Annotated in this window: 1 protein-coding gene; it reads right to left on the reverse strand. The window is 47.8% G+C overall.

The features are described 5' to 3' along the window. Window positions 1-256 (reverse strand): N-6 DNA methylase (locus tag CBF90_RS16975; protein WP_197690618.1); only part of this gene is annotated, 256 nt, incomplete at its 3' end. Window positions 257-387 lie beyond the last annotated feature (131 nt).

The raw sequence follows: 387 nt of genomic DNA on the forward strand, positions 1-387 counted from the left end.
ACTCTATGCCAAACAAACGGTTCTTTTTTATATCCAGGACCGCCGCTTCATTCGAGATGCCGCCAACTTCGCTAATCATGTAGCTCATTGCCTTAGTAAGAAAAGAACCACTGCCACAGCAAGCGTCGAGAACGTTATCTTTGTGGCAGGTGCCGGTAATCCGGTAAATCAGTGAGGTGATGTGGTCTGGTGTAAACACCTGCCCCTGCTCTGATTTTCCCTTGTAGCGTGTGAACTCATTGAAGAAGATGGCCATGACATCTTCTCCCTTCCAGTAGTCCGAGTTGATGCTTTCGGAGATGTCATCAATGCACGCTATGAAGGCGTCAATAGCGGCTTGGTTCTCGGTGTAATTGCACTGGATTAACGCAAACTGCTCTCCAAGTA

This window comes from Microbacterium sp. AISO3 (assembly GCF_002204305.1).
GTDB lineage: Bacteria > Actinomycetota > Actinomycetes > Actinomycetales > Microbacteriaceae > Microbacterium > Microbacterium arborescens.